Raw genomic sequence first — 19,788 nt, forward strand, 5'->3', positions numbered from 1 at the left:
CCTTAACTGCCAGCGGATAAGCCTGGTTCTCACACAAAGCTTATCACATGTCACCCACACAAGACTTATTACAAAATCGGTAAGATTCGTTAGTGGATATGACATCCACTAACCCCTTCCGCGAGTCGGAAAATTCTCAGACCGTCGACGTCACGCGACGTCGGTTCCTAGCAGCTGGTGCGGCCGGGGTGGCGGGCGTCGGCGCGCTTGGCAGTCTCGGGAGTGCCGCGGCCGCTTCGGAGAAGCACCTGCTCACCATCCAAGGTACTGGCTCATCCACTACCTACTCGTTCACTGTCGGCGGCGATCTCGAGCAGGTCACGGCGGAAGGCGCGACGATCCAGGACAACGATAACATCGTGAGGCAGAGCGCCCACGGTGAGGTCAGCAACGGGAAGGACGCCTACACGTTCACCGGGCCGCTCTACTCGTTCGACTTCGACCAGTCAGGTGAAATCGACGTGGACCTCGATGGCGAACCTGCCTATGTCGGGGACCGACCCGATCACACGCTCCTCATCGAAGGGACGGGTCCATCCACGACGTACTCGTTTGGAGCCGATCAAATCATCGGAAAGAGCGACGCGTACGGGGCGAGTAAGAACTCCAGGGACCGGTTTAACATCTATGGGGCAGAGGGAGAGGTCAGCATCGGCAAGGACGCCTATACGTTCAATGGAGAGCTACAGGCATTCGAGTTCGAAGGGGGTGCTATCGAGGTTACCATCGACGGAAAATCTGCTCACGTCGGCCAACTCCCGGACCAGGCGATGATTCTCTTCTCCGAACGAGAATACTGGGATGCGGAGTACGAGGTTACAGTCAGCGGCTCGATTCGAGAAGTGCTCTACGAAGGGCAAAGCGGCCAGAGACAGTCTATTAGTGAGAGGACGATCTCCGGTTGGGTCTGGGGAGGGGCAGCCGACAAGTTCACCTACGATGGGGAAATCGAGTCGTTCACTACTAACGACCCCGACGAGCTCGAGGCTTACTCCAACTACGAGAAGCTCTACTGAGCTAGTTTCGGGGCTCGCATCGCTTCGGTGACTCACACATTTTGGCCTACTCAACCTGTATCCGATTGTAGCAGTGGGTACAGGGGATCTCGTTCGGGTGGTCTTCGGCGTCGAACTCCACCCACACCCCACAGACGTCGCAGGCGACGGCTGCCATGCCACCCTCTGACGTGCTGTTCCTCATTTGAGCGTTCCGCGGCTTGCTCTCCGAGAACACCGTTCGTCAGTGGTAATACCGTTCCCTCGGCCGGCAGCTGGTAGGCCAGATTCTCACACAAAGCTTATCACATGTCACCCACACAAGACTTATTACAAAACCACTAAGATTCCTTACTGAATATGAGATCCACTAACCCCTTCCGCAAGTCGGAAAATTCACAGACCGTCGATGTCACCCGACGTCGATTCTTAGCAACTGGTGCGGCCGGGGTGGCGGGCATCGGAGCGCTCGGAAGTCTTGGGAGTGCTGCAGCGGCTCCGGACCAGCATCTGCTCACTATCGAAGGCACTGGTTACTCAACCAACTACTCGTTCACTGTCGGTGGCGATCTCGAGCAGGTCACGGCGGAAGGCGCGACGATCCAGGATAACGACAACGTCGTCATGCAGAGCGCCCACGGCGAGGTCAGCAACGGGAAAGACGCCTACACGTTCACTGGCCCGCTCTACTCGTTCAACTTCGATGAATCGAACGACATCAGTGTGAAGCTCGACGGTGAATCAGCCTACGTTGGAAATCGGGCCGACCACACGCTCCTCATCGAAGGGACCGGTCCGTCCACGACGTATTCGTTCTCAGCCTATGGACTGATCCAGCAGAGCGAGGCCTACGGAGCGAGCAGAAACTCCAGAGACCGGACCAATTCCTACGGCGGGGAAGGGGAAGTTAGCATCGGCAAGGATGCCTATACGTACAGCGGAGATCTGGTAGCCTTCGAATTCGATCAAGCTGGAGCTATCCGAGCTACCATCGATGGGAAAGCCGCTCACGTCGGACAGCGTCCCGATTATGCCCTTACCATCGTCGCTAATGATGGGTACGTCGAATACGAGGTCGAAATCGATGGCAATATTCGAGAGGTGACAAGTTCCGATGGGAGTCCAGATAGCGTCGACGGAAACACGTTCTCCGGTACTCTTCAAGGAGTTGGGCTCGACCGGTTCACCTACGATGGCGAGATCGAATCATTCACGCACTCCGGAAGAGGTGACTTCAGCGCTTACAGGAACTACCAGCAAATCAAATAACGGAGTGTGGCGGTCATCTTCTCAGCAGTTTTCGTTCGAGATAGTGACCTTATTGGGAACTGATGTGAAAGCAGAACTCAGGGACCCGCGTAGCTGCGATGATTCGCGCGTTCGCGGCCTTGGCGCGGTGACGACGAGGCCACGACCTCGGGCGCGACGATCGTGAGCTGGTGGTCCTGCTCGACGACGTCCGAGAGCATCCCGAGTCGGGCGTGAATGACGTGTGTTTCCGTCCCGACCATCGGGTAACGAACGCGTTCCGGGCGGCACGGGCCGCCGTAGAGACGTCCGACCGTCCACTGGCCGTCGTCGGAGTGGCGGTAGACGACCGCGCCGATCGCGCTGCCTTCCTGGAGCTCGTCGTTGCAGTCGGCGTTCGTACAGCGGACCAGGCCGTCGTGGCCGACCGCCATCCCGCGGACGGCCTGAAGTGCAGCGTTGGGTTCATTCGCTGGCCTCCAGAAGGTCCGCATAGGTGTCGAGGACGGTCTGGAAGGTCTCTTTCTCGGACTCGCCGACGTGCGCGACCTCTTCGACGTGCCGGCACTCCTCGTGGTCGACCCGCAGCGAGTGCGGGATCTCCGACACCATGCCACTTGGGAAGGCGGATTCGAGTTCGCCGTCGTGGTGGACGAGCCGCGCGCCCCCACAACGTCGTGAGACAGGTAGGCGTCGCTGCTGTCAACGTCCTCCGCGACGCTCACACTTCTCGGCGTCGACGTACCCGCGCATCGCGACGAGGTACACCGAATTTCGTCGCCGAAATCAGCACGTAGCATTAACTGGTCATTGGTGTCCGTGATCCGAGTCTCTAGTTTCAGACAACGGATCGTGGGATACGAAGGCTATATGCGGGCATCCCAGTACGAGACCGACGCGACGTGGTCGCCCACCGGCGACCCCATGACGGAGGTGTCGAGGTCGCGGAGGGCGGTCGCCACCCCGTCGGGAAGCTGCCGATACAGCCCATACGGGAAGACGAAGTCGTGTTCCTCGTGGGCCAGCCGGAGGCCCGCGCCGTTGAGCAGGCGTTCGACCTCCACGCGGGAGTAGAGCCGCGACCCCATCGGGAGCAGCCAGTTGTAGATACTCCGGGTGCTGAATCGGCGGAAGGTGTCGAAGACCACCTGGTCGCGCGCGACCCGACGCATCTCGGCGAGGAACGACGCGGGGGTGTCCGCGAGGTGGAAAAAGCGCATCGCCACCACCGTCTCGAAGTGGTCGTCGGGGAACGGGAGCCGGGCGGCGTCCCCGCGCATGAATTCGAGATGGTCGGCGACGCCCGCCGCGTGGGCTTTCTTCCGTCCCTCCTGGAGCATCGCGGGCGAGATGTCGAGGCCCACGATGTCGGCACCGCGCCGGGCGAGCATCGTGGTGAACCGCCCCGTCCCGCACGCGATCTCGAGGATGTGTTTCCCTTCGACCGGGCCGACCGCCGAGAGCACGGCCTCCTTTTCGCGCTCGTCGATGAGCTGACCGCCGTCCGAGAACCGTTTGTCCTCGTAGGCTTCGGCGACCTCGGCGGTCTGGTACCATTCCTGTCCCTTCACTATCGACGTGTTCGCCCGCCGGGGGATAAAACCGTACTGGATGCGTGTGCCGACTACCCGTCGCCCACCGCGACGTCGTCCGGGCGGATCCGGAGTATCACCCGCGGCGACGCCTCCTCGTCGAGGTCGGGATACTCTTCGACACCCATGTAGCGCCGAGCGAGTTCGTTGATGTGCTCGACCGCCCCCTCCTCGGTGAGTTCGTCGACCTCGCCCTGGACCGAGACGAACCGATACGGGTTGTCCGGGTCGACCATCGAGACCCCGACCTTCGGTTCGTTGCGGACGTTCCGCTCCTTGCGCCGCCCGCGTGCGGTGTTCACGAGCACTCGGTCGTCCTCGGGGTCGTAATCGACCCAGACGGGGGTCACTTGCGGGGTACCGTCGGGCATCACCGTCGCGAAGTGCGCGAAGGTCTCCCGGTCGAACAGGTCGTGAAACGCGTCGGGGATCGACGACATACGACCGGTCCGACCCCACCGAAAAAAGCGGTTCCGACGGTGATGTATTATGGATGCCCGTGAGACATTATGACTTCATACAGTACAGCCACATACATGGGCAAGTTTTACCAGCGGTCTTGGCAGAACTGCACGTATGAGCACCACGTCCAACCGCTCGGGCCCCGACGACCCCCTCTCACAGACCGAGTTCCGCGACCGGCTCCGCGAACTCCCGCCGAGCGCGAAGCTGGTCGCGAAGGTCCTCGAAACCGAAACCCCGCTCTCGCAGGGCCAGCTCGCCGAGGAGTCGCTGCTCCCGGACCGAACCGTTCGGTATGCGCTCAACCGGCTCGAAGAGGACGACCTCGTCGGTTCACGTTACAGCTTCCGCGACGCCAGAAAGCAGGTCTACTTCCTCAACCAGTAGTCGAACGCGTTTTCGCTCGTCGTCGCCCCTTCCCCCTCATGGCAGCGCCCACGCGTGTCCCGATTCCCGTCGAGACTGCCGCCCCCGGCGGCGAAACCAACGCCTACGTTCTCGGGGAAACACGATCACTCCTCGTCGACCCCGCCGCCGCCACACCCGCGCTCGACGAGGCCCTCGCCGGTCGTTCTCCCCACCACCTCCTCGTGACACACACTCACCCCGACCACGTGGGTGGCGTCGCCGCCTACGCCGACGAGGCGACGGTCTGGGCGCGCGCCGGCTACGTCGAGCGCTTCGAGCGCGCGACCGGGGTGATGCCCGACCGCGTCGTCCGACCCGGAACGACCATCGAAACCGACGCCGGCACGGTCGCGGTGGACTCGATGCCCGGCCACGCCCCCGACCACCTCGTGCTCGGGGTCGACGGCGACCGCCTCGTGGGCGACCTCGCGGTCGCGACGGGGAGCGTCGTGGTGGGTCGCGACGACGGGGACATGCGAGCCTATCTCACCGCACTTCGACGGCTCCACGCCCGGGACCCGGAGCGGCTCTATCCGGGTCACGGTCCGGTCATCGATGACCCACGGGCCACGCTCGAACGACTGATCCGGCATCGACTCCGGCGTGAACGACGGATCGTAGAAGCGGTTCGTGCGGGCGCGCGGATGCTCGACGAGGTCACGGATGCCGTCTACGAGAAGGACATCTCGGGGGTGCGTCGGTTGGCGACGGAGACGGTCGGGGCCCATCTCGAAAAACTCGCGGTCGAAGGGACCGTCGCGTGGGACGGCGAACGCGCGAACGCACGGTAGAACATCGGCACCGGTTTGAGACCGACTGGTCGCTACTTGATGAACTCGTTGTTGCGCCAGTCGACGCCCTTGCTCGCCGCCGGACCCTCGGTCGGGTCCTCGACGACTTCGAGCGAGGCGGGCCGCTCCTCGCCATCGACGATCCGCGTCGCCTTGAGTTCGCCGTTGCGAGCGGCGATCGCCGTGAGAGTGCCCTTCTCGGCGATCCGCGCGATCTCACAGAGCACCTCGAACATCGGGTACTGGACCGCGGTGTTCTGGAGGACGGTCTCGCGGTCGCCCTTGAAACAGGCGTACTCGACGAGTTCGGAGGGCGGGAGCTCGTCCTCCTCGCCGGGCGCGCTCCCCCATCGAGGGCCGCCGGCGGGCGGTTTCTGCTCTTCGAGCGGCTCCTCGTAGACCCGATTCTCGGTCACGCTGGCCTTCAGCTGGGCCGTCGGGGTGTACTTGCTGATGGTGTCGTCGGCGGCGACGGCGCTGACGATCAGCGTGTTGTTTCGGCGGGTGAAGTCGATGGAGTCGATCTCCTCGGGGAGATCGGGATTGTCGAGGAAGTCGTGGACGTCTTCGAGGGGCAGTTCGAGCGTCGAGTGGAGTTGGAATACACAGTCATCGGTCATGCTATCACCGGCAGTCGGGCCTGCTGCCGACGGTGCCCGTCTACCCTTGCATACGCATCCCGCACATATATTCCCTGTCCTTCGCGCGCTCGGCGGACGCGGGTCACTCGCCGGCCAGCGTGGCTTCGAGCTCGCCACGCTGGTCGAGTTCGGCGAGCACGTCGCTGCCGCCGACGAACTCCCCGTCGACGTAGGCCTGCGGGGTCGTCGTCCAGCCGCTGTGGGCTTCGAGCGCCGTCCGATATTCGTCGATCGATTCGAGCACGTCGACGGTCTCGAACTCGTCGCGGTACTGGCTCATGAGCGTGACCGCACGGTCGGAGTAGCCACACTGGGGCATGAGCTCGTTGCCTTTCATGAACAGCACCACGTCGTTCTCCTCGATGGCGCTGTCGACCCGTTCGGTGACCTCGTCCTGGCTGAGACCGGTCGGGGGTTGGAACGTCACACGGAGGTATAGGACCCGGTTGGACAAAGATGTTGTGACGGTTACAGAGTTCGGAGCGTGAAAACTAGCAGGAGAGTGAGAGGGGGTTCCGCGGCTCGCGACGCCGACCCGTGGCTCAGTCGTCCGCCGTGGCGGCGGTCGTAGCGTCGTCCTCGATGCTCGGCGGGTACTGCCCGCGGTCGATCGTGAGGTCCGAGAGCGGTCGCGCCATGCATGTCAGGGCGTACTCCTCGGCCTCCTCCCCGGTAAGCCCGCGGGCGGCGGGCTGGGTCACCTCGCCCTCGACGATCCGCGCCGAGCACGCGAGGCACATCCCGACCCGACACGAGTACTCCTGGGCCAGCCCCTCCTCGATGCAGCGGCTCAGGATCGTCTGTTTGTCGGAGACGGTGATGGTCTCGTCGGTGGTCACGAACTCGACGGTGTACTCGGCCATGCCCCCCAAACGCGGACCCGGGTGAAATCAGTTGCTGTCGGTCGGCGGTCGCTTTGGAGAAGAGTTTTCCACCCTCCCCGCCACCACCCGGGCATGACCACCTACGAACCCGATGTCGCCGTCGTCGGCGCGGGGACCAGCGGGTGTTACGCCGCGGCGACCATCGCGCGGGCGGGCTACGACGTCGTCATCGTCGAGCGCAAATCGCCGGAGGAAGCCGGCCACATCGCCTGTGGCGACGCGCTCAAGGGCGCGGACGCCTTCCCCGAGGCGATCCCCAAGTCCCAGATCGAACCCGCCATCACGAACACCGTGGTCGACCACGGCCGGTTCGAGATCCCACAGGAGGACGCCGTCCTCGATATCCCCGTCCCCGGCGAACTCGGTGTCATCGACCGCCTGAAGTTCGGCAAGCTCCTCATCGAGGGGGCGGAGAAGGCCGGCGTCGAGTTCCACTACGACACGGTCGTGAACGACGTCCACCAGGACGCGGACGGTCGCGTGACCGGCCTCGCGGGTAGACGGCAGGGCGAGGCGGCCGAGTACGACCCCGAGATCGTGATCGACGCTGCGGGCGCGCTCTCGTTGCTTCAGGACAAAGCCGACCTCTCGAACGCGACCTTCGACACCGACGTCAACTACTCGCAGTTCTCCTCGGCCTACCGCGAGGTCGTCGAGGTTCCCGAACCCGTCGAGTGGAACGACGCACTGGTGTTCAAGCCCACCGAACGCGCTGCGGGCTACCTCTGGTACTTCCCGCGAACCAGCACCGAGATCAACGTCGGGCTCGGGTTCCAGATGACCGAGGAACCGATGAAACTGGTCGAGTCGCTGAAACGCGACCTCCGCGAGCGCCCCGAGTTCAAGGGCGCGAAAGTCAAGGACAAACTCGGCGCGGCGCTCCCGACCCGCCGACCCTACGACTCGGCGGTCGCCCCCGGTTTCATCGCGGTCGGCGACGCTGCGGGCCACGTCAACCCCACGACCGGCGGCGGGATCGCGGGCGCGGCCTACGGCGGGGAGTACGCCGCCGAGGCGGCGATCGAAGCGATCGAGGACGGCGACACGAGCGAGGCCGCCCTCTGGGAGTACAACGAGCGCGTCATGGACCACTTCGGCGGCCGGTACGCGGGGCTCGACATCTACAACATCTTCGTCGGCGCGGTGGGGATGGGCAATCTCACTGGCCTGCTCGCGTCCCTCCCGGCCGAGAAGCTCTCCGACGCGCTCTACTCCGGGAGTGCCGACATCAGCCTGCCGCTCGCGCTCCGCACGGCGGTCAAGAGCTTCGGCCACTGGGGGACGGTGCTCGACCTCTACAAGACCAAGACGCAGGCCGACCGTCTGCTCGATCACTACGAGGAGTATCCCGACGATCCAGAGGCGTTCGAGGCCTGGCAGGCCCAGCGCGACGGGTTGATGGACGTCATCTACGCGACGGCGGGTGCCGAGGCGAAGTACTGATCCGTTCTAGGTCGTCCAGCTAACGGACCGCCGGCCTACCACTCCACCTCGAACGCCATCGTCTCCTCGCCGTCAGTTGCGGCTTCGTACTCCTCGCGAAGGATCGTGAACCGATGCTGATCGGTCACGGTACCGTCGGGCCGGGACGAGTGTTGGCGCAGCAGCCCCTCGTGTTGCCCGCCGTACTTCGAGACGTACTTCTCGATCATCCGCCGGGACGGACGGTTGTCGGCGGCACACGTCGTGTAGTAGGCATCGAGGTCGTAGCGCTCGAAGCTGAGTTCGACGAACACCGATGCGCGTTCAAGGCCGTACTCGCGTCCCCAATAGTGCTCCGCGAGCACGATTCCCGACCCGGCGCGACGCTCCTCCCACTCGGGACCGTACGCGGTGGTCCCGACGATCTCGTGGTCGGCCTTCCGCCGGAGGAGATACCGCGCCTCGTCGTGTTCCTCCCATCGCCGTTCGGCACGGTCGAGGAACGCCATCACCTGGTCGAGGCGTCGAAAACGAAACCACGGCATGTGCTCGGTCGCCGCGCCCTGCCAGTCGTCGCGGGTGACGAACGTGTAGAACTCGAAGGGGTCGACGGTGTCGTGATCGAACCGCTCGAAGACCAGTCGCTCCGTCTCGATTCGCGTCGGAAAGAGTGTCGGTGTCATGGCTACTCGACCGCGCGATACCGGAACCCCGCCGACGTCAATCGAGCTGTTCGGCCGCGTCGCGCTCGACGAGCGGCGTCGCGTTGACTTCTGGGAGGGTGACCACGTCCTCGGCGGAGAGGTGGTAGGTCTGTTCGTCGACGCCGAAGACCTCGCCGACGTCCTGGGTGATCCGGACGGTCGTGCGGTCGGTGTCGGGGTTCGGCGTCTCGCCACCCGCGTCGTCCGCGCCGGCCGGCGCGCGGTCCGCGGCGGCGGACGTCTCGCCCGACTCGCTAGTGGGCTTCGGTGACTGCCCGCCCATCGCGTCCGCCACGCTGACACCCTCGTCGGCCGTCGCAGCCCCTCCACCGACCTCGCTCCCGGCGGGCTCGTTTCCGACGGCTTCGTTCTCGGCAGGCTCGGCTCCCACGTCCACTGGGTCGATGGTTTCTGCGGGGTCCGCTTGTTCCCCGGGTTCCACCGATTCGGTCGCCTCCGCTGTGTCGGGTGTGTCGCTGGCGGCTGGTTCGCTATCTGGTTCGGTGGCCGAGTCGGTGACGTCGACCGACCCGCCGGTCGCGCGGTCGCCGGCGAGCACGTCGTCGAGGACGTGTTCACGGTTCGATTCGATTGCGTTCACGAGGGTCTCGAAGAGGTCGCGCTCCTCGTCGGTGAGGCCGTCGGTCTCGGCGGGCATCCCGGCGGCCGCGAGGCTCGCGAGCTTGACGAGTTTGCCGACCCGGCGCTCGTAGACCGCCTCGACGGTGTTCTCGGCGGCCTTGATGTCGTCGGTCAGCCGGCGGACCTCGGGGGCGTCGAACGGGTCGTCCGACGCCGCGGCGGCGCGTTCGCGCTCGGTTCTGAGCTCGGCGACGAACGAGCCGACGTCGGCGTAGAAGTCGTCGTGGAGATGCTGGAGGCTATCGCGCTGGCGTTCCTTGCTCCGTGCCGACTGGAGGTCTCCGAGATCCATACTATGCTTCCTCGCCCTTCTCGGCGCGGCCGCGTGCCATCAGGAACACGCCCGCGTATTCACGAACTCGATGTGTGCCCGCCGGGAGTGTAAAGCTATCGCCCCCGAGTTCGACCTGTGATTCCTCCTCGACTTCGACCGATATCTCCTGGTTCCGAAAGGTGTCCGGGACCGCGTCGGTCAGGGGGTCGAACGCCTCGATCGCGTCGCGGTCGAGCCGTGTGACACACAGCCCGCTCCCGCCGTGGAGACTTCCTGGGAGTCGAATCAGGCGGTTGGTGTCCGTCGTGACGGGTTCGTCGATCGGCGCGTTGTCCGCCGCGACCACCTCGGGGATCAGCTGGCGCGAGAGCGAGTAAAAGGCCGGATGGACGTCGATGTTGCCGGTCGCGATCTGGTCGTCGTTCGTGCGGGCGGCCCGGAGCGCGGCCGTCGCTTTCCCCTCGCCGATCCCGTCGAACTCGCGGAGGCGCTCGACCGCATCCTCGTCGTCCATCGCAACGAGCTCGTCGACGAACGACATGAGGTGGCGATGAGCGCGCGCGCTCCAGCCCCCCGTCGTGCGGAGGGTGCGCTTCCTCGCCGGGCTCGCCCGTCCCGCCGTCCCGCCGACGGCCTCCTCGTGGATCACCCCTTCGAGGTCGAGCCCGATGCCACGAACGTAGTCGACGATCTCCCGGCGGGCGTCGCTTTCGAGCGGCTGCACCGCCGGGTCGCGAACGTGGACGTGGTAACCCCGCCCGCCGGAGAACACGACCGTGAGGTCCTGAAACCCGAAGTCGTCTTCCAGAAAGTCGAGCAATCGAAGCAGCGCGGCTTTGCACTTCTCGAGCATTTCCCCGTAACTGTCGACGCCGAGTTCGACGGCCGGGAGGTGGTCGGCGTCGAGGTCGAAGACCAGGTCGGAGCCGACCCAGCCCTTCTCGCTCATCGACCCCGCCGCGGGGTCGTCGTACCGGCCCGCGGAGAAGTAGACGTGGCGCGGGCGTTCGCGCGCGAGGAACTCCCCGAGGTCGCCGAGGTCGAGGGTCGACTTGTGCCGGACCATCGTGGTCCCGGGCCCCGACGTCCACGGGATATATCCCCACTCGCGCGCGTCGGCGTCGGGCGGGAGCACTGGCTCCGTCCGGCGGTAGTGGTCCCGAAATCGCCCCCGGAGATAGGCGCGCGTGCGCTCTTCCATCAGGTCCCTCGCTTCGGGAAACACCGGCATAATCCTACCGTCTCGCCACCGTCACGGGTTCCGATGTCGATCCTTCCGCTTCCGTTGCGCACATCGAGTACATCGGTTGTCATATCTCACCGGTGGAACGCAGATTTTATCCGGAACGACAAAATTTAACACCGATTGGCAGCACCATCTTCGCAGGAATGGGTGGACCACACGAGGGGCGCGAGCGGGACGTCGAGCCACGAGCGGGAACCGAACCGGACCTTTCGGAGCGAGCGGCGCTCTCACGGCGACGGGTGTTGCAACTGAGTTCGCTCGGTATCGCCGGCGGGGTTCTGGTGACCCCGGCGGCGGCACAGTCGCTTTCGCGAACGCTCACCATCGCGAGCAACGGCGGTCGGTTCTCGTACACGGTTTCTGTGAGCGGCGAGTTGGAGAAATCGAGCGCTAACGGCGCGAGCATCGACCCCAACGATACGATCTCGGGAAGTACGGCGACTGGGCAGGGTGGCGGTGGGGGTGTCGATAGCTACGAGTTCTCGGGCGAGGTCGAGTCGTTCGCGTTCGAGGGCGATGCGACAGTGACGGTCGACGGTGGAGAGATAGATCCGGACGACTATCCAAGCAACGTCGTTTCGATAGCCGGAAACGGCGACTTCGAGTATACGCTTGCGACGAGCGGCGGTATCGAGAAGAGCACAGCGAACGGTGGGAGCATCAACGATGACGACACCATTTCCGGGACCACTGCCACTGGAGATGGTATTGAAAGTGGTGTCGATAGTTATGTCTTCTCTGGCGAGATCACGTTTCTCGATTTGACAGGTAGTGCAACAGTGGTGGTCAATGGTCAGCGTATCAACCCAGACAACTACTCAGATAATGTACTTTCGATCGAAGGGGAGGGCGACTTCGAGTATACGCTTGCAACGAGTCGAGAGTTGGCGAAGAGTACCGCTAACGGTGGCAGCATCAACGACGAAGACACCATCTCCGGCACTACTGCCACCGGGAACGGCATCAAAAACGGCGTTGATAGTTATGTCTTTAGCGAAGGAATCGAGGCGCTTGACGTGGATGGAAGTGCGACCATCTCTCTGAACGGGAGTCGTATAGATCCCGCGAATTATCCGGAAAACGTGCTTTCAATAGCTGGAAGGGGCGATTTCAACTACGAACTCTCCGTCAGCGGAGGATTGGCAAAAAGCACGGCTAACGGGGGGAGCATTAACGCGGACGATACTATCTCCGGAAATACGGTAACTGGTGACGGGATCGAAAACGGCGTCGATAGTTACGTGTTCGCCGGCGATCTTGAAGCGCTCTCGCTTGATGGTGATGCTATCGTCACGATGAACGGTCATCGTATCGACTCCAGTGAGGATCCAGATGGTGGTTCTGACAACATTCTTACGATTGACGGCAGCAATTCGGAAGGAAATTACACAGTTGGGGTTTCAGAGGGACTCGAAAAAAGTGAGGCGAACGGTGCATCGATCGATACTAATGACGTCATATCGGGTTCGATTGCAACCGGCCGTGTCAACGGTGGTATTGACTCCTACGAAGTTTCGGGCAATGTTCTGTTCTTCGACCTAGATGGTGATGCCACCGTCACGCTGAACGGCACCGAAATCGACCCCGATGCATACAACCTCATCACGATCACCGCCGACTCACGTGTCGACTACACGTTCTCCGTGACGAGCGGGCTCGAGAAGAGCACCGCCGACAACGGGACGATCGACTCTGGCGACGAGGTCTCGGGGTCGACGGCGACCGGTCACGTTCACGGTGGTACCGACTCCTATACCTTCGCCGGCGAACTCATCAACCTCGACGTCGACGGCGACGCGACGGTTAAAGTGAACGGTGAAACCATCGCCGACTCGGGACCATCCCCGGTACTCGGTATCCACAGTGGCATCAGCGACACGGACTTCGCGACCATCGACCGGATCGAGGAGTGGCAGGACGCACAGTACCCGGTCCAGACGATCTTCATCCCGTGGAACTCGGACGAGGGGCACCTGAACTGGCTGTTCGACTATCTCCTCCCGCGGATATGGGATGCGGGGCGGATCCCGCTCATCACGTGGGAGCCGTACACGCCGGGGGCGAGCGCCGCGTCGGTCGACACACAGGCTATCGTCGAGAACCAGGAGTACAGCGCCTACCTCGAGAGCCTCGACACCACCACACCGGACGACATCGAGGTTCGAATCGCGAACGGGGAGTACGACGACTACCTCAAGACGTGGGTCTGGCGGCTCCGGCAGTGGCTCGCGGGTCCCGACGGCGAGCAGGGCACCGACGACGACCGCCGGGCGTACATCCGCCTCGCACACGAGATGAACGGCGACTGGTACCCGTGGTCGCCGACGGTCGGGAACTCCTCGGCGTCGAGCTACGTCGAGATGTGGCGGCACGTCCACGACCAGTTCCGGTACTCGGGGATCGACACCGCGAACATCGAGTGGATGTGGTGTGTCAACGCCGAGGACCAGGGTTCGTACACCGCCGAGGAGCTCTATCCCGGCGACGACTACGTCGATTGGCTCTCGGTCGATGGGTATCAGTGGGGCACGAGCCAGGACTGGTCGAGCTGGCGCTCGCCCGATGCCGTCTTCGGGAACATGCTCGGCCGGGTCCGAAACCTCGCGGACAAACCCGTCTGTATCGCCGAGACCGCGAGTAGTTCGGCAACGAACTCCGGATCCGACCCCGCCCGGAAAGACGACTGGATCCGCAGCGCGTTCGAGTACTTCGACGACGAAGGCGTCGACATGTGGTGCTGGTTCAACGAGGACAAGGAGACCGACTGGGCGATGTTCAACGGCAGGCACGGCACCGAGCGGGTGAGCTACGACGGCGAGCGGGTCAACGCCTACACGGCCTATCGGGAGGGTGTCGACGCCTACTCGGGAGCTGGCGCGGCGGCCTCGGGTACGACACCACTCACGTCCGCATCGTTCAACGGCGAGTAGCCTCAGTACCGGGAGAAGACGGGGCGGCTCGGGAAACGGGTCTCATCACACGGGGCTCGGTGGGGGTAACCCTCGTCACGGCCGCCCGGTCGGGTTATTCGGGATCCGGACTTGTGTCTTTTGTCCGGTCGGCGAGCCCCGCGAGCTCGTCGGCTCGGTCGGCGATATCGCTCGGGGCGAGTGGTCCGTCCTCGGTCACGACGGTCACGGCGTCGGCTGGGGTGCGGTCGAAGGTCGGGTTCGCGATATCGATCGTCTCCCCGCCGTCGTAGACCGCGCCACGAGCCCCATCCTCGAAGTCGGGATCGCCGTCGTAACTGATCTTGTCGCTCGACGTGACGGCGTAGGTAGGAATACCCTCGTGCGCGGCGGCGAGAGCGAGGCCGCGCGTCCCGACCTTGTTCACGACGCTTCCGTCCGACAGGACCGTGTCCGCACCGACGAGCACGCACTCGACGGGACGGGTCGCGAGGAGATGCGGGAGGGCCGCGTCCACCGCGAGCGTCACCGAGCGGTCGTCGGCGAGCGCTTCGGCGACACCGACACCCTCACGCGCGGGCCGTGACTCGCCGACGATCACCGATGTCCCGTCGGCCGTTCGGAGCGCGTCGAGCACCGTTCCCGACCGGGAGAGCGTGACCACGGTCCCCGAGAGCAGGCCGGCCGCCTCGCGTGCCGCCGCGGCATCCGCTTCGAACGCGCGTTCGATGCCGTCGATGGTCGCTCGCTCGACCGCTTCGGCCGTCCCGCTCTCGTTCGCCGTAGCCATCGCGCGGTTGACCCGGTTTTCGACGACCGCCATGCTCGGGCGCGCCGCGCGGAGATCCGCAGCGAGGTCGAGGAGGTCGTCCCACTCGTGTTCGCCGCTTGGGTCGTCAGCCGTCGCGAGCCCGCCGGCCCGATCCCGGAGGACGGCGAGGGCACTTACCGAGAGCCAGGCCGACCCGTGGTCGGTGTCCGCCGCGACCGTTTCGACCGTGGGCGCGACGCGTTCGTAGGCGCGCCCGAGACCGGGGACCGTCTCGCGCCGCCGGATCTCGGTCGGAGGGACCCACTCGAATTCGACGACTTCGTCACTGGGTTCGACGGCGCGCGAGTCGCACTCGAACAGAAACGGGAACCGCTCGCGGGACCCCTCTCGTCCGTCCTCGATCGGGAACGGCTCGCCGGCCCGAACGGGCGAACAGTCGTTCTCCGGCCCGACCACCGACCGGACCGCGTTTCGTGCACCCCGTCCGGGATCGTCCGAAACGGTGTCCGAGACCCCATCCCACCGTCCGGGTTCCCCGTCCGATCCGCGTGGCCGAACCAGCAGAACCTCGCCACGATTTCGGAGGAAGCAGACGACGGAACGGGCGGCACGGGTTGACATGGATTTCCCGCACTTCGTCCGGGGCGGTCGTAAACGGTCGGATCGTGTTGTGGGACGGATCGGGGCTCGAATGGACGAGCGATCGTCTGGAGGGTCCCCTCGGAGTACCGGAACCCATGTCGTGCATGGACAGCCTCAAGTCACGGTAGGCCCGAGTACGAACAAGGATGTACGAACACGACGTCATCGTGGTCGGCGCGGGCGGGGCCGGCCTCCGGGCGGCGGTCGCGGCGGACGAGGAGGGTGCGGACGTCGCCCTCGTCTCGAAGCTCCATCCGGTGCGCTCGCACACCGGGGCGGCGGAGGGCGGGATCAACGCCGCGCTCCGCGAGGGCGACTCGTGGGAATCGCACGCCAAGGACACGATGAAGGGGTCTGACTACCTCGGCGATGCACCCGCCATCGAGACCCTGGTCCACCAGAGTCCCGACGAGGTGATCCAGCTCGAACACTGGGGGATGGCCTTCTCGCGTGAGGACGACGGTCGGATGAGCCAGCGCCCGTTCGGCGGGCTCTCCTTCCCGCGGACGACCTACGCCGGTGCCGAAACCGGCCACCACCTGCTCCACACGATGTACGAACAGGTCGTGAAGCGAGGGATCACGGTCTACGACGAGTGGTACGTCTCGAACCTCGCTGTGACCGACCACGACGATCCGGAGGAGCGCGAGTGTCACGGCGTCGTCGCCTACGACATTCAAACCGGCGAGATCGACGCGTTCAAGGCCCGAAACGGAGTCATCCTCGCGACGGGTGGTCCGGGGCAGGTCTACGACCACACCACGAATGCCATCGCCAACACCGGCGACGGCCAGGCGATGGCCTACCGCGCGGGCGTCCCGCTCGAGGACATGGAGTTCGTCCAGTTCCACCCCACGACGCTTCCCTCGACCGGGGTCCTGATCACCGAAGGGGTCCGTGGCGAGGGTGGCATCCTCTACAACTCGGAGGGCGAGCGCTTCATGTTCGAGGGTGGCTACGCCAACAACGTCGGCGAGCTCGCGAGTCGCGACGTGGTCGCACGCGCCGAACTCGACGAGATCAACGCGGGCCGTGGCTTCGAGGACGACTACGTCCACCTCGACATGCGCCACCTCGGCGAGGAGCGGATCACGGACAGACTGGAGAACATCATCCACCTCTCGGAGGACTTCGAGGGCGTCAACCCCCTGGAGGCCCCGATGCGAGTCAAACCGGGCCAGCACTACGAGATGGGTGGCATCGAGGTCGACGAGAACGGCGAGACCTGCATCGGCGGGCTCTACGCCGCGGGCGAGTGTGCTTGTGTCTCGGTTCACGGCTCGAACCGGCTGGGCGGGAACGCCTTGCCCGAGCTCATCATCTTCGGCGCGCGCGCGGGTCGCCACGCCGCCGGCAAGGAGATGAAGCCCGCGGAGATCGAGACCGGACCCTCGGCGAGCATCGGTTCCGGCGAGGTCGACACCCCCGTCTCCCCGGGTGCGGTCGACACCACCGACGACGACGTGGTGGCGGACGGCGGCACCGCCACCGACGGCGGCGCGGTCGTGGGGATGGACGAGACGGTCGAGCACGCGCTCGAAACCGAGCGCGCACGCATCGAACGGCTGCTCGAAAAGGACGACGGCGTCCAGCACGCCGAGGTTCGGACCGAACTCCAGAAGTCGATGACGGCGAACGTCAACGTCTTCCGGAACGAGGAGGGCCTGAAGCAGGCGCTCCGCGACATCCGACAGGCCCGTGAGGACTACGAGGACGTCTACGTCAACGACCCCTCGCGGACCTTCAACACCGACCTCCAGCACACCATCGAGACCCGGAACCTCATCGACCTCGCCGAGGCCATCACGCTCGGCGCACTCGCCCGCACCGAGTTCCGCGGCGCGCACTGGCGCGAGGGCTACCAGGAGCGCGACGACGAGAACTGGATCAAACACACCATGCTCTCCTGGAACGAGGGCTCGCCGAACCTCTACTACGCCCCGGTGATCCTCGAGGGCGAAGAGGGCGAGTACGAGCCGGTCGAACGGCACTACTAGAACCTCCAACCTCCACCTTTTGCTGCGGTCGCTCGCGTTGCTCGCTCCCTGGCAAAATGTGGATCAAAAGCCGTCGTCACCCCACTCGCTCCGCTCGGGGGTTCCTTGGCCCGCTCACTCGCGCCGCTCGTTCGCGGTACAGTTGCTAACGACTCCGCAACCGCCCCGCACAACACCGCCGAAGCCCTCGCGCCCTCCGGGCGCTCGCCCTTCATCCGCCAGGCACCGCTCCGCAACTGCTAACCACCACCGCGGCGGCCGCCGCACCGCACCCGCCGGCCGCGCCGCGACCGCACCCGCCGGCCGCCATCAACCAGACGAGTTTTCGTCGCGGGCGAAAAATCCGGGGTAATGAACGACGAACTCCGCGAGCAGGTCGAGCACGAGGCCGAAAAACACGCCCTGCTCAACGCGGTCAAACACGACAGCGACGCCGACGTCGGTGCGGTCATCGGCCCCCTGATGGGCGAGAATCCCGACTTCCGCGAACACGGCGACGAAGTCCCCGGTGTCGTCGCACCGGTGGTCTCACGGGTCAACGAACTCGACACCGAGGGCCGACAGAAACGCCTCGAAGTCGTCGCGCCCGACCTCCTCGCCGAACTCCAGACCGACGACGAGGGCGACGATCACCCGCTTCCGGACCTCCCGAACGCCGAGGATGCACCTGTACGGATGCGCCTCGCACCCAACCCCAACGGCCCCTGGCACCTCGGTCACGGCCGGATGCCCGCCGTCATCGGGACCTACAAGGAGCGCTACGACGGCTGGATGCTCTGTCGATTCGACGACACCGACCCCGAGACCAAACGACCCGACCTCTCGGCCTACGACGCCATCGTGGGCGCTATCGAGTACCTCGGTTTCGAACCCGACGAGGTAGTCAAAGCCTCCGACCGGATGGAGACCTACTACGACCACGCCCGCGAACTCATCGACCTCGGCGGGGCCTACACCTGCCCCTGTCCTGCCGGCGAGTTCTCGGACCTGAAGAACTCCGGCGAGGCGTGTCCTCACCGCGACAAGAGTCCCCAGAAGACCCGCGAGGAGTTCGAGGCGATGGTTGACGGCGAGTACGGCGCGGGCGAGATGGTCCTCCGCGTCCGCACCGACATCACCCACAAGAACCCCGCGCTCCGCGACTGGGTCGCCTTCCGGATGGTCGATACACCGCACCCGCGCGAGGAAGCAAGCGAGTACCGCTGCTGGCCGCTGCTCGACTTCCAGTCCGGCGTCGACGACCATCTCTTCGGTATCACCCACATCATCCGGGGCATCGACCTCCAGGACTCGGCGAAACGCCAGCGCTTCCTCTACGACTACTTCGACTGGGCGTACCCCGAGGTCGTCCACTGGGGCCACGTCCAGGTCGAGGCCTACGACGTGCAGATGAGCACCTCGACGATCAAGGAGCGCATCGACGAGGGGTCACTCGACGGCTGGGACGACCCGCGCGCACCCACGCTCGCGAGCCTTCGGCGGCGCGGCATCGAGGGCGGGGCGATCACCGACGCGATGGTCGAACTCGGCACTTCGACCTCGAACGTCGACCTCGCCATGAGTTCGATCTACGCCGCGAACCGCGAACGGGTCGACGACGACGCCGACCGTGCGTTCTTCGTTCGTGACGGCGTCGAGAGGGCCCTCGACGGCGGACCGGAGACCGGCGAACCGCCCGTCCACCCGGACCACACCGACCGCGGCGTTCGCGAGATCCCCGTCGGAGAAGCGGTCCTCGTCGAACCCGACGACCTCCCGGACGAGGGCGAGCGCGTCTGGCTGAAGGGCTACGGCTGTGTCCGAAACAGCGAGAACGAATTCGAGTTCGTCGGCACCGACATCGACGTGGTCCGCGAGGAGGACGTGCCGGTGGTTCACTGGGTTCCGGCGAACGAGAACCGCCCACTCACGCTCCGGACGATGGAGGGAGACGTCGCGGGCCACGCCGAACCCGGTATCGGCTCCGCCGACCCCGACGACGTGGTCCAGTTCGAGCGGATCGGCTTCGCCCGAATAGACCGGCAGGGCTCGGACGAGACGGTGGCGTACTTCGCGCATCCGTAGCGAACGCCACCCGGAATCGTGGACGAAGCCAAACTCGGTCCGAGAACGGGACGTGCTGGGCACGCGAACCGGATCCGGCCTTCGGAACGCCCTCG

Annotated in this window: 19 protein-coding genes; 8 read left to right on the forward strand and 11 right to left on the reverse strand. The window is 65.0% G+C overall.

All coding sequences use genetic code 11. The annotated features are described in order from the left end of the window. The first annotated feature begins 98 nt into the window (after nt 1-98). Entirely contained in the window at nt 99-1,016 is a 918-nt protein-coding gene (locus GT355_RS05065; RefSeq protein WP_160133610.1) for a pre-peptidase, read from the forward strand. 339 nt (nt 1,017-1,355) lie between these two features. Further along, nucleotides 1,356-2,264 (forward strand): pre-peptidase, encoded by a 909-nt coding sequence (locus GT355_RS05075; RefSeq protein ID WP_160133612.1) that lies wholly within the window; start codon nt 1,356-1,358, stop codon nt 2,262-2,264. 77 nt (nt 2,265-2,341) lie between these two features. Here the strand turns inward: GT355_RS05075 and GT355_RS05080 are convergent, their stop codons facing one another. The 4 genes from GT355_RS05080 to GT355_RS05095 form a co-directional block, all read right to left on the reverse strand. Continuing rightward, on the reverse strand, nt 2,342-2,677 hold the full coding sequence (locus GT355_RS05080; protein ID WP_240145718.1) for a DUF8112 family protein: 336 nt from the start codon (nt 2,675-2,677) through the stop codon (nt 2,342-2,344). Nucleotides 2,678-2,708: 31 nt separating this feature from the next. After that, nucleotides 2,709-2,855 (reverse strand): hypothetical protein, encoded by a 147-nt coding sequence (locus GT355_RS17965; protein ID WP_192927962.1) that lies wholly within the window; start codon nt 2,853-2,855, stop codon nt 2,709-2,711. A 254-nt stretch (nt 2,856-3,109) separates the two neighbouring features. Beyond that, on the reverse strand, nt 3,110-3,814 hold the full coding sequence (locus GT355_RS05090) for a class I SAM-dependent methyltransferase (protein ID WP_160133613.1): 705 nt from the start codon (nt 3,812-3,814) through the stop codon (nt 3,110-3,112). Nucleotides 3,815-3,867: 53 nt separating this feature from the next. Continuing rightward, complete coding sequence (locus GT355_RS05095) at nt 3,868-4,275, reverse strand: pyridoxamine 5'-phosphate oxidase family protein (protein WP_160133614.1); 408 nt, start codon at nt 4,273-4,275, stop codon at nt 3,868-3,870. A gap of 136 nt (nt 4,276-4,411) precedes the next feature. Between GT355_RS05095 and GT355_RS05100 the strand changes: the two genes are divergently transcribed. Both GT355_RS05100 and GT355_RS05105 read left to right on the forward strand, forming a co-directional pair. Beyond that, nucleotides 4,412-4,684: a MarR family transcriptional regulator gene (locus GT355_RS05100; protein ID WP_120074762.1), complete on the forward strand. Its 273-nt coding sequence runs from the start codon at nt 4,412-4,414 to the stop codon at nt 4,682-4,684. A 38-nt stretch (nt 4,685-4,722) separates the two neighbouring features. Beyond that, entirely contained in the window at nt 4,723-5,496 is a 774-nt protein-coding gene (locus tag GT355_RS05105) for an MBL fold metallo-hydrolase (protein ID WP_160133615.1), read from the forward strand. A gap of 32 nt (nt 5,497-5,528) precedes the next feature. Here the strand turns inward: GT355_RS05105 and GT355_RS05110 are convergent, their stop codons facing one another. The 3 genes from GT355_RS05110 to GT355_RS05120 form a co-directional block, all read right to left on the reverse strand. Continuing rightward, nucleotides 5,529-6,116, reverse strand: coding sequence for a DUF7110 family protein (locus GT355_RS05110; RefSeq protein WP_007693322.1), 588 nt, complete (start codon nt 6,114-6,116; stop codon nt 5,529-5,531). 103 nt (nt 6,117-6,219) lie between these two features. After that, nucleotides 6,220-6,564 (reverse strand): glutaredoxin family protein, encoded by a 345-nt coding sequence (locus GT355_RS05115; RefSeq protein ID WP_120075155.1) that lies wholly within the window; start codon nt 6,562-6,564, stop codon nt 6,220-6,222. A gap of 115 nt (nt 6,565-6,679) precedes the next feature. Beyond that, nucleotides 6,680-7,000, reverse strand: coding sequence for a 2Fe-2S iron-sulfur cluster-binding protein (locus GT355_RS05120; RefSeq protein WP_160133616.1), 321 nt, complete (start codon nt 6,998-7,000; stop codon nt 6,680-6,682). 93 nt (nt 7,001-7,093) lie between these two features. On the opposite strand from GT355_RS05120, the gene GT355_RS05125 reads away from it, so the two are divergent. Next, entirely contained in the window at nt 7,094-8,464 is a 1,371-nt protein-coding gene (locus GT355_RS05125) for a geranylgeranyl reductase family protein (RefSeq protein ID WP_160133617.1), read from the forward strand. A gap of 35 nt (nt 8,465-8,499) precedes the next feature. Here GT355_RS05125 and GT355_RS05130 read toward each other — a convergent pair whose 3' ends face one another. From GT355_RS05130 to priS, 3 genes are read right to left on the reverse strand one after another with little or no spacing between them, the layout of a single operon-like run. Next, nucleotides 8,500-9,126 (reverse strand): GNAT family N-acetyltransferase, encoded by a 627-nt coding sequence (locus GT355_RS05130; protein WP_160133618.1) that lies wholly within the window; start codon nt 9,124-9,126, stop codon nt 8,500-8,502. Between the two features lie 37 nt (nt 9,127-9,163). Next, nucleotides 9,164-10,081, reverse strand: coding sequence for a hypothetical protein (locus tag GT355_RS05135; RefSeq protein ID WP_160133619.1), 918 nt, complete (start codon nt 10,079-10,081; stop codon nt 9,164-9,166). A 1-nt stretch (nt 10,082) separates the two neighbouring features. Beyond that, nucleotides 10,083-11,264, reverse strand: coding sequence for a DNA primase small subunit PriS (gene priS, locus GT355_RS05140; protein WP_160133620.1), 1,182 nt, complete (start codon nt 11,262-11,264; stop codon nt 10,083-10,085). A gap of 188 nt (nt 11,265-11,452) precedes the next feature. On the opposite strand from priS, the gene GT355_RS05145 reads away from it, so the two are divergent. Further along, entirely contained in the window at nt 11,453-14,239 is a 2,787-nt protein-coding gene (locus tag GT355_RS05145) for a glycosyl hydrolase (protein WP_160133621.1), read from the forward strand. Between the two features lie 94 nt (nt 14,240-14,333). Here GT355_RS05145 and GT355_RS05150 read toward each other — a convergent pair whose 3' ends face one another. Continuing rightward, nucleotides 14,334-15,611, reverse strand: a complete 1,278-nt coding sequence (locus GT355_RS05150; RefSeq protein WP_160133622.1) for an eIF2B alpha/beta/delta subunit family protein — start codon at nt 15,609-15,611, stop codon at nt 14,334-14,336. Between the two features lie 167 nt (nt 15,612-15,778). Between GT355_RS05150 and GT355_RS05155 the strand changes: the two genes are divergently transcribed. After that, nucleotides 15,779-17,629, forward strand: a complete 1,851-nt coding sequence (locus tag GT355_RS05155) for an FAD-binding protein (RefSeq protein ID WP_160133623.1) — start codon at nt 15,779-15,781, stop codon at nt 17,627-17,629. A gap of 351 nt (nt 17,630-17,980) precedes the next feature. Beyond that, nucleotides 17,981-19,693 (forward strand): glutamate--tRNA ligase, encoded by a 1,713-nt coding sequence (locus GT355_RS05160; protein WP_160133624.1) that lies wholly within the window; start codon nt 17,981-17,983, stop codon nt 19,691-19,693. Nucleotides 19,694-19,788 lie beyond the last annotated feature (95 nt).

Origin of the sequence: Halococcus salsus, assembly GCF_009900715.1 — an archaeon.
Taxonomy (GTDB): Archaea; Halobacteriota; Halobacteria; order Halobacteriales; family Halococcaceae; genus Halococcus; species Halococcus salsus.

Coding starts and splice junctions, on each gene's coding strand:
- GT355_RS05065 (WP_160133610.1), top strand. CDS start 99: ATGACATCCACTAACCCCTTCCGCGAGTCGGAAAATTCTCAGACCGTC.
- GT355_RS05075 (WP_160133612.1), top strand. CDS start 1,356: ATGAGATCCACTAACCCCTTCCGCAAGTCGGAAAATTCACAGACCGTC.
- GT355_RS05080 (WP_240145718.1), bottom strand. CDS start 2,677: ATGGCGGTCGGCCACGACGGCCTGGTCCGCTGTACGAACGCCGACTGC.
- GT355_RS17965 (WP_192927962.1), bottom strand. CDS start 2,855: ATGGTGTCGGAGATCCCGCACTCGCTGCGGGTCGACCACGAGGAGTGC.
- GT355_RS05095 (WP_160133614.1), bottom strand. CDS start 4,275: ATGTCGTCGATCCCCGACGCGTTTCACGACCTGTTCGACCGGGAGACC.
- GT355_RS05100 (WP_120074762.1), top strand. CDS start 4,412: ATGAGCACCACGTCCAACCGCTCGGGCCCCGACGACCCCCTCTCACAG.
- GT355_RS05105 (WP_160133615.1), top strand. CDS start 4,723: ATGGCAGCGCCCACGCGTGTCCCGATTCCCGTCGAGACTGCCGCCCCC.
- GT355_RS05110 (WP_007693322.1), bottom strand. CDS start 6,116: ATGACCGATGACTGTGTATTCCAACTCCACTCGACGCTCGAACTGCCC.
- GT355_RS05120 (WP_160133616.1), bottom strand. CDS start 7,000: ATGGCCGAGTACACCGTCGAGTTCGTGACCACCGACGAGACCATCACC.
- GT355_RS05125 (WP_160133617.1), top strand. CDS start 7,094: ATGACCACCTACGAACCCGATGTCGCCGTCGTCGGCGCGGGGACCAGC.
- GT355_RS05130 (WP_160133618.1), bottom strand. CDS start 9,126: ATGACACCGACACTCTTTCCGACGCGAATCGAGACGGAGCGACTGGTC.
- GT355_RS05135 (WP_160133619.1), bottom strand. CDS start 10,081: ATGGATCTCGGAGACCTCCAGTCGGCACGGAGCAAGGAACGCCAGCGC.
- priS (WP_160133620.1), bottom strand. CDS start 11,264: ATGGAAGAGCGCACGCGCGCCTATCTCCGGGGGCGATTTCGGGACCAC.
- GT355_RS05145 (WP_160133621.1), top strand. CDS start 11,453: ATGGGTGGACCACACGAGGGGCGCGAGCGGGACGTCGAGCCACGAGCG.
- GT355_RS05150 (WP_160133622.1), bottom strand. CDS start 15,611: ATGTCAACCCGTGCCGCCCGTTCCGTCGTCTGCTTCCTCCGAAATCGT.
- GT355_RS05155 (WP_160133623.1), top strand. CDS start 15,779: ATGTACGAACACGACGTCATCGTGGTCGGCGCGGGCGGGGCCGGCCTC.
- GT355_RS05160 (WP_160133624.1), top strand. CDS start 17,981: ATGAACGACGAACTCCGCGAGCAGGTCGAGCACGAGGCCGAAAAACAC.